Origin of the sequence: Polynucleobacter sp. Fuers-14, assembly GCF_018882045.1 — a bacterium.
Lineage (GTDB): Bacteria > Pseudomonadota > Gammaproteobacteria > Burkholderiales > Burkholderiaceae > Polynucleobacter.
Genome location: NZ_JACVPG010000025.1, coordinates 1 through 6,452, shown reverse-complemented (window position 1 = coordinate 6,452; position 6,452 = coordinate 1). Strand labels below are relative to the sequence as shown.

Here is a 6,452-nt window from a genome sequence, read left to right as displayed (position 1 = left end):
GTGAATACATCCATTACTACAACCATGATCGAATCAAGCAAAAACTAAAGGGATTAAGTCCGGTAAATTACCGAACTCAATCCCTTCTGGTAAGCTAATTAAACTGTCCAACTTTATGGGGTCAGTTCATTCGGGTGGTTTTTTCTGTTCCTATCTTGGTGGTTTCCCTGATGTCTTTTAATAGTCTGTATATTCCTCTTTGTAACTAATTCACACAAAGCAAGGGCTGAAATGACCGCTATAGCTAAACCCCAGTCTAAGGTCTCAACAGTATTTCGCGTTACAAGCGGAAACTTTATTGAGATGTATGACTTCTTTTTATTTGGCTTTTATGCCACATATATTTCAAAGGCATTTTTCCCATCTGACAGTGAATACGCATCTTTGATGCTGACTTTTGCGACTTTCGGTGCCGGATTTTTAATGCGTCCATTGGGCGCTATTTTCTTGGGTGGATATATAGACCGCATTGGCCGTCGTAAAGGCCTTGTGCTGACCCTTGGCATTATGGCCACTGGCACAGCAATGGTGGCTTTTATTCCAAGTTACGCAACGATTGGTTTGCTTGCTCCATTCTTAGTTTTGATTGGGCGTTTGTTACAAGGTTTCTCGGCGGGCGTTGAGCTCGGTGGTGTATCTGTCTATTTATCTGAGATGGCAACGCCAGGACACAAGGGCTTTTATGTCAGCTGGCAATCAGCCAGCCAACAAGTTGCCATCATTTTTTCTGCGGCACTTGGCTTCATTTTGAATGAAACCTTAAGCAAAGAAATCATCGCCGATTGGGCATGGCGCATTCCATTTTTTATCGGCTGTATGATTATTCCAATCGTTTTCCAGATTCGCCGTTCGCTACAGGAAACAGAAGAGTTCCTCGCTAAGAAACATCACCCAACCTTCAAAGAAATTATTAAGTCATTAACCGTTAACTGGCAGTTGGTGATTGCTGGAATGATGTTGATTGTGATGACAACCGTATCCTTCTATTTGATTACGGTTTACACGCCAACATTTGGCAAGAGTGTGATGAAGCTTTCTATTGTTGATAGCTTAATCATTACCCTGTTTGTTGGCCTATCCAACTTCTTTTGGTTGCCTGTGATGGGTGCCCTATCAGACAAAATTGGTCGCTGGCCAATCATGGCATTGTTTTCTGGCTTGGCTTTATTTACTGCTTATCCAGTGCTTAATTGGTTGGTAGTGAATCCAAGCTTTGAAAATATGCTTGCCGTTGAGTTATGGCTATCATTTTTATACGGCAGTTATAACGGCGCTACTATTGTTGCGCTCACAGAAATTATTCCAATTCAAATTAGAACCACTGGGTTTTCATTGGCCTATAGTTTAGCTACGGCATTGTTTGGCGGTTTCACGCCATTGGTCTCAACTTGGTTAATTGAAACCACAGGGGATAAAGCATCACCCGGTTATTGGATGGCCATGGCTGGTGGAATGGGCCTAGTTGCTACAGCTCTGATTTATAGGGGAATAGTGAAGGCTAAGGATTAGGCATCCTGGGCCCTGGTCAACCCCGCCCCGGGCCACCAAAAAACACCAAAACCACCTTCGGGTGGTTTTTTCATTAGACCTCAGTTACATTGTTGTTATGAAAGCGCTCAAGAAAAGAATCCTGGGGTCTTGTTGTGGTGCCCATATTCTTCATGATGGATATACCGACCTACTGTATGTCATGTTTCCCATTTGGCAAATGGCATTTGGTCTATCGCTTGCTGAAGTTGGCTCTTTAAAGACTTTATATTCGGGGGCGATGGCTTCCTTACAAGTTCCATCAAGCATGTTGTCAGAAAAGGTCGGTGAAAAACGCCTATTGCTATTCGGCACTCTGATTGCGGCAATTGGGTTTTTATTGTCTGGTTGGACTACCAGTTTTTTAGGTTTGGCGGCCTGTTTAATTCTTAGTGGTATTGGCGCAAGTGTTCAACACCCCCTCTCCTCCTCATTAACTTCCCATGCTTTTGAAGGCTCGGAATTAAGGGGTGCTCTGAGCACATATAACTTTTCTGGCGATATAGGGAAGGTGTTATTGCCATCACTCTGTGCGGCTTTATTGGCAGTCTGGGATTGGCATACCGTAACCAGCGTGATGGGGCTCTTGGGATTGTTGGCTGTAATGTTCTTAGCAGTTGTTCTACCTAAAACAACAGTTACCAATCACTCTAAGACCCAGTTAAATAAGGCATCAAGTGATACAAGCGGAAAAGGTGCAGGCAGCAACTTTCTTAATCTAGGCTTTATTTCTTTATCGTCAATTGCTGCTATCGATAGCGCTACTCGTATGGGGTTTCTAACACTACTACCTTTTTTATTAATGTCTAAAGGCGCCACAGTCACGCAGGTAGGCTTTGCGCTGAGTTTAACTTTTGCTGGTGGCGCCGCAGGTAAATTTGTTTGCGGGTTTATCGCAGCTCGATTTGGCGTAATCAAAACCACTTTAATAACAGAGATTGCTACGTCTATTCTGATGGCTTTAACCTTGCCGCTAAATGTTGATGTTGTTATGTTGATGCTGCCATTAGTTGGTGTTGCCTTAAATGGAACATCCTCTGGGCTTTATGGAACTGTCCCCGAGTTAGTTCCACCGCACATGCGATCAAGAGCATTTGGAGTGTTTTATACAGTAACAATTGGTTCTGGTGCTATTTCACCCCTTGTTTATGGTTTTGTCGGCGATAGGCTGGGAGTCCCTAATACTATTGCCCTAATTGCTGGCTCAGTATTAATGGTGCTACCGCTGACTTTGGGTTTGAAAAAAGTCTTTAGAAGATTACAAGTCTAGAGCTAGGATTGGATATCTTTAGGCTTGGTCGATTCCGCCTCAGGCCACCAAGAACCCCTGGTCCGTACCGGACACATGGTTTACATCCGGTACCGACCACATGGTTTACAGTTGCCGTTCACATCCCCCCATCATGAACTGTCCTTTAAAAGGACGCTTTATTTATTGGGGATTTGTCATCCCTGCGTTGGTTAACCGTCGATTTAAGCGACGCTTATTTGCCATCACTGCTTGTAATGTCGTTTAAAACGAGATTAAACAGCTTGTAATCAAGTTGTCATATCTAAGGATAACTATCAGGGTTCAAACTCTTAGCTAAGGGATGGGCATGCTATACCTTTTGCAAAACACAATTGCTTCCAGTATTCGACCAATGCGTCAATCTCTCAGGATTGTGCGGGCTACTTTAAATAGTGCGGCCAACCCATTTATTAATACGGAACTCCATAAATCTAATCTTGCTTGGCTAGATGTCATAGAGCAATTGTCAGGCGCTCATCTCAAGCCGGAGTGGGGTATTCATGAGACTGAGGTTAATGGAGGGGCAGTTGAGATTCAAGATGAAATAGTTCTCAAGCGAAGTCATTGCCCCATTCATATCCTTTGAAGTTAATTGCAGGGCCATTTGCTTTTGAAGAGAGTTGGCGTCCTCAATGCTTTTGTCCGGCGGCTTTGGCATTGACATGCAACCAGCGAGAAGTATTGAAATACAAATACAACCCAGAAAATTTCCTTGTTTGAGGCGATTTCTCATGGCTTCCTATTAAATCTTGATTTATCGGCCGAGGTCATTTTGTCGTTGTAATATTACTTATAACTCTTTAAAGGAATATTACATGAGAAATATACTTCTTTTCATGGCGGGAATATGTATTTACCTGCTTGCGCTAGGCGCTCAGGCGCAAACTAACTCGACTTCCGAAGCGCAATCTCAGAATTTGGAGCAGCCAGCGCCTGCAGCAGATAAGTCGACCTCTAAAAAAGGTGAAGGAAATGTAACCCTGGTTTTTCAAAGGGAGTCGGGAATGGTTGTTTATGATGCAAAAGTCTTTGTTGATGGCGAGCAATACTGTGCTCTAGCTAGTAGTGAAGAATGCACTGTAATGACGAGCGCTGGAAAACACTTATTAAAGCTGGATGCTCGGATGTCGACCGGAGAATACTCCCGTTCATTTGAATTTGAGGCGCACAAAACTTACAAATTCGCTATTTCCAGAAGAATTAGTCATGATATAGGGGCACTTTTTGGGGTGCTTGGCAGTATGGTCGACAAATCAATCAATCAAGATGAGGCTGGCTCAGATAATGGAACCTTTACGATGGAGTTGGCAAAAGATTGAATATGAAAAAATTACTCACTCTCCTCACCATACTCTTTTCGCTAAATGCATTGGCGCAGGATTCTGCCTCAAAAGCACTATGGGAGAAATACCCCGTTCTTAATTGCAAAGGTATCGAGATAGTTGATTGCTTTGACAATGCTTGCCAAATTAGAGCATCGACTGCCGACTGGTTAATTAAATTTAACGATAATGTTATCGTCTTTGACAGCACCCTTAAAAATTTACCACCCAATATTAAGCTACCTGATAGCTTAAAAGGCAATAAATTTGCTGAGAAGAAAATTCTGTCTAAATATTTTCACGCCTACGGAAGCGGCATTACGGATAAGAATGTGATCTTTATTGATGATGGTCGAGAGGGAAACTTCTTCCCAACGGCTGATGGTGGAATTCTTCTGGCGCTAACAGATGTGTCTGATTTTCATATCGACCAAAAAGGGGCCTACAAGAAGACTATCTCGATACTTATCCATAAGATGCTTTGCACTCCAAAGTAATTATTTTTTAGCCCACGTTTTAAGATACCTTAAATCCAAGCACAGGCGAACGGAAGACTCGGTCGGTCAGTCGGCCAGTCAATTTATTGATGTAGATAATCAGCGCGAATTAGTGGTGTATTGAAAATATTTTAGGTGGCATTTTTGGTTAACTAAAGGCGGCCCGTTTAAATAATTATGAGTGGTTCTTTTCACCGTAATGCGTAATTAGCTGAAGACTCTAAAAAAGAGTTAGCTGAAATTCATGCTGACCAAGCTCATTGGGCAAAGTATGGCACCAACCGCTTAACAAAAGCCGCTAAGAGCAAGAGTGAAATTATGGAGGAGTTAAGTCGTGAGCGATTCCCATGGGAAGAGTAGCTCTCTTTTTTCATTTGAAAGTTAGCATCGACACTATAAATCTTGTTTTTTATTCTGGAGTAGCTAATAGTCAAGGCAATGCAACTAGTGTGACTAACCCAAGCTTGTTATCCAAAGAAACAGCCATATTGATCGGCATCAATAACTTGTAGTGCCTCATTGAGATCTTTTGAGATTGGATTTGGCTCATAGGCTTGCCATTTTCCGCTGGCTCGCATCCAATAAATATGCCACAGAGCCTCAGACTGTATATACCGAAATTTTACAAACGGTCGTCGAGTTAACTCTCCTGGTTTTCCACGCCACAAAGGGCGAACTTCAAAAACACTTACAGTCTGGCCATCGATTTCGTAATCGTAATCAAGATCTTTTTTGATTTCAAGTGGAGCCAGAAGCAGACACCACTGCCCGACCAAATAGTCAATATCCCCTAGCTGTTCAATGCTAAATGCCATATCTGATTAGTTGTCCCAGAAAGTAAAACTGATCAATCAATTTTATTTCAAACATAGCTATTATGAATTATGGGTGAAATGATTACAGTGGATATAGACGTCCTCAGACTAAATGAAGCTCAACTCTCTTGCCCAAGGCCGCCGCATACTTTCTTAGGGTAGTTAGGCTTGGGGAATGTTTGCCGGTAGCCAAAGAGCTTTCTAATCTAGCAATAGCTGGGGTTTGCGTTCCCATCTTTTTTGCCACTTGAGCTTGCGTTAATCCAGCCTCTTTCCTTGCCGTAAGAATCTCATCAAGAATAGCAAATTCAGTGCGATCAAGTTCTTTGACTGCGGCTTTTACAGCTGGCTTTTTAAGCATTTTGCTTATCATTTGTTTATGGGTAAGCATTTTTGTTTTCTTCTGTGTTGTCATTTTTTCCACTCCTTCATACGTGCTTTCGCAATCTTTAATTCTTTCTCAGGCGTCTTTTGAGTCTTCTTAATAAAGCTATGGAGCATCACTATTTCTTTCTCCACCATCGTACAAAAGAAAACTCGGGCGATACCTTCAGCCCCTTTAAGTCTTAATTCAAATAAGCCGCCGCCAAATGAATCCGTATGAGGCAAGCCTAAATTCGGCCCATGCTCAATCATTCGAGTGGTCAATCCAATATAGCGAGCTTGAAGCGTGTCGGGAAGATTCATAATGTCTTCTTGAACCTGCTCGCTGTAATAAAGGATGGAATAGCTCATCCGTGTATGTTAACAAATTTGTTAACATTGAGCAAGAGTAAATTGTCTTTTAAAGCAACAGTCTAGAGGCGGAATTAAACATCCTAGGTCCTGGTCTATTCCGCCCCGGGCCACCAAGAAAGACCAAAACCACCTTCGTGAACTGACCCCCAAAAGTTGGACAGTTTAGTTAGGTTAGCACGAGGGATTGAGTTCGGTATTGCACCGGGCTTAATCCCTTTAGTTTTTGTTTGATCCGATCATGGTTGTAGTAGTGGATATATTC

The 6,452-nt window shown here is 42.4% G+C and carries 10 protein-coding genes; 6 read left to right on the top strand and 4 right to left on the bottom strand.

Annotated elements, in window-relative coordinates; genetic code table 11:
- The 6 genes from ICN40_RS11190 to ICN40_RS11165 form a co-directional block, all read left to right on the top strand.
- Nucleotides 1–98, top strand: a 98-nt coding sequence (locus ICN40_RS11190) for an IS3 family transposase (RefSeq protein ID WP_216241321.1), incomplete at its 5' end; no start/stop codon positions are given.
- A 133-nt stretch (nt 99–231) separates the two neighbouring features.
- Nucleotides 232–1,509, top strand: a complete 1,278-nt coding sequence (locus ICN40_RS11185) for an MFS transporter (RefSeq protein WP_216244020.1) — start codon at nt 232–234, stop codon at nt 1,507–1,509.
- 97 nt (nt 1,510–1,606) lie between these two features.
- A complete protein-coding gene (locus ICN40_RS11180) occupies nt 1,607–2,797 on the top strand; it encodes an MFS transporter (protein ID WP_072582005.1) in 1,191 nt (396 codons plus the stop codon).
- 328 nt (nt 2,798–3,125) lie between these two features.
- A complete protein-coding gene (locus ICN40_RS11175) occupies nt 3,126–3,404 on the top strand; it encodes a hypothetical protein (RefSeq protein WP_216244019.1) in 279 nt (92 codons plus the stop codon).
- A gap of 229 nt (nt 3,405–3,633) precedes the next feature.
- The gene (locus tag ICN40_RS11170) at nt 3,634–4,137 is read left to right on the top strand and encodes a hypothetical protein (RefSeq protein ID WP_216244018.1); all 504 of its coding nucleotides are present in this window, start codon (nt 3,634–3,636) and stop codon (nt 4,135–4,137) included.
- 2 nt (nt 4,138–4,139) lie between these two features.
- Nucleotides 4,140–4,637, top strand: a complete 498-nt coding sequence (locus tag ICN40_RS11165; RefSeq protein WP_216244017.1) for a hypothetical protein — start codon at nt 4,140–4,142, stop codon at nt 4,635–4,637.
- 467 nt (nt 4,638–5,104) lie between these two features.
- Here the strand turns inward: ICN40_RS11165 and ICN40_RS11160 are convergent, their stop codons facing one another.
- The 4 genes from ICN40_RS11160 to ICN40_RS11145 form a co-directional block, all read right to left on the bottom strand.
- A complete protein-coding gene (locus ICN40_RS11160) occupies nt 5,105–5,452 on the bottom strand; it encodes a DUF3024 domain-containing protein (protein WP_072582001.1) in 348 nt (115 codons plus the stop codon).
- 103 nt (nt 5,453–5,555) lie between these two features.
- Nucleotides 5,556–5,867: a helix-turn-helix domain-containing protein gene (locus ICN40_RS11155; RefSeq protein WP_370623372.1), complete on the bottom strand. Its 312-nt coding sequence runs from the start codon at nt 5,865–5,867 to the stop codon at nt 5,556–5,558.
- Nucleotides 5,864–6,187: a type II toxin-antitoxin system RelE/ParE family toxin gene (locus ICN40_RS11150; RefSeq protein WP_072582000.1), complete on the bottom strand. Its 324-nt coding sequence runs from the start codon at nt 6,185–6,187 to the stop codon at nt 5,864–5,866. The genes ICN40_RS11155 and ICN40_RS11150 overlap by 4 nt, the downstream gene beginning before the upstream one ends.
- 169 nt (nt 6,188–6,356) lie before the next feature.
- Nucleotides 6,357–6,452 (bottom strand): IS3 family transposase (locus ICN40_RS11145; RefSeq protein ID WP_216123889.1); only part of this gene is annotated, 96 nt, incomplete at its 5' end.

Coding starts and splice junctions, on each gene's coding strand:
- ICN40_RS11180 (WP_072582005.1), top strand. CDS start 1,607: ATGAAAGCGCTCAAGAAAAGAATCCTGGGGTCTTGTTGTGGTGCCCAT.
- ICN40_RS11170 (WP_216244018.1), top strand. CDS start 3,634: ATGAGAAATATACTTCTTTTCATGGCGGGAATATGTATTTACCTGCTT.
- ICN40_RS11185 (WP_216244020.1), top strand. CDS start 232: ATGACCGCTATAGCTAAACCCCAGTCTAAGGTCTCAACAGTATTTCGC.
- ICN40_RS11160 (WP_072582001.1), bottom strand. CDS start 5,452: ATGGCATTTAGCATTGAACAGCTAGGGGATATTGACTATTTGGTCGGG.
- ICN40_RS11175 (WP_216244019.1), top strand. CDS start 3,126: ATGCTATACCTTTTGCAAAACACAATTGCTTCCAGTATTCGACCAATG.
- ICN40_RS11155 (WP_370623372.1), bottom strand. CDS start 5,867: ATGACAACACAGAAGAAAACAAAAATGCTTACCCATAAACAAATGATA.
- ICN40_RS11150 (WP_072582000.1), bottom strand. CDS start 6,187: ATGAGCTATTCCATCCTTTATTACAGCGAGCAGGTTCAAGAAGACATT.
- ICN40_RS11165 (WP_216244017.1), top strand. CDS start 4,140: ATGAAAAAATTACTCACTCTCCTCACCATACTCTTTTCGCTAAATGCA.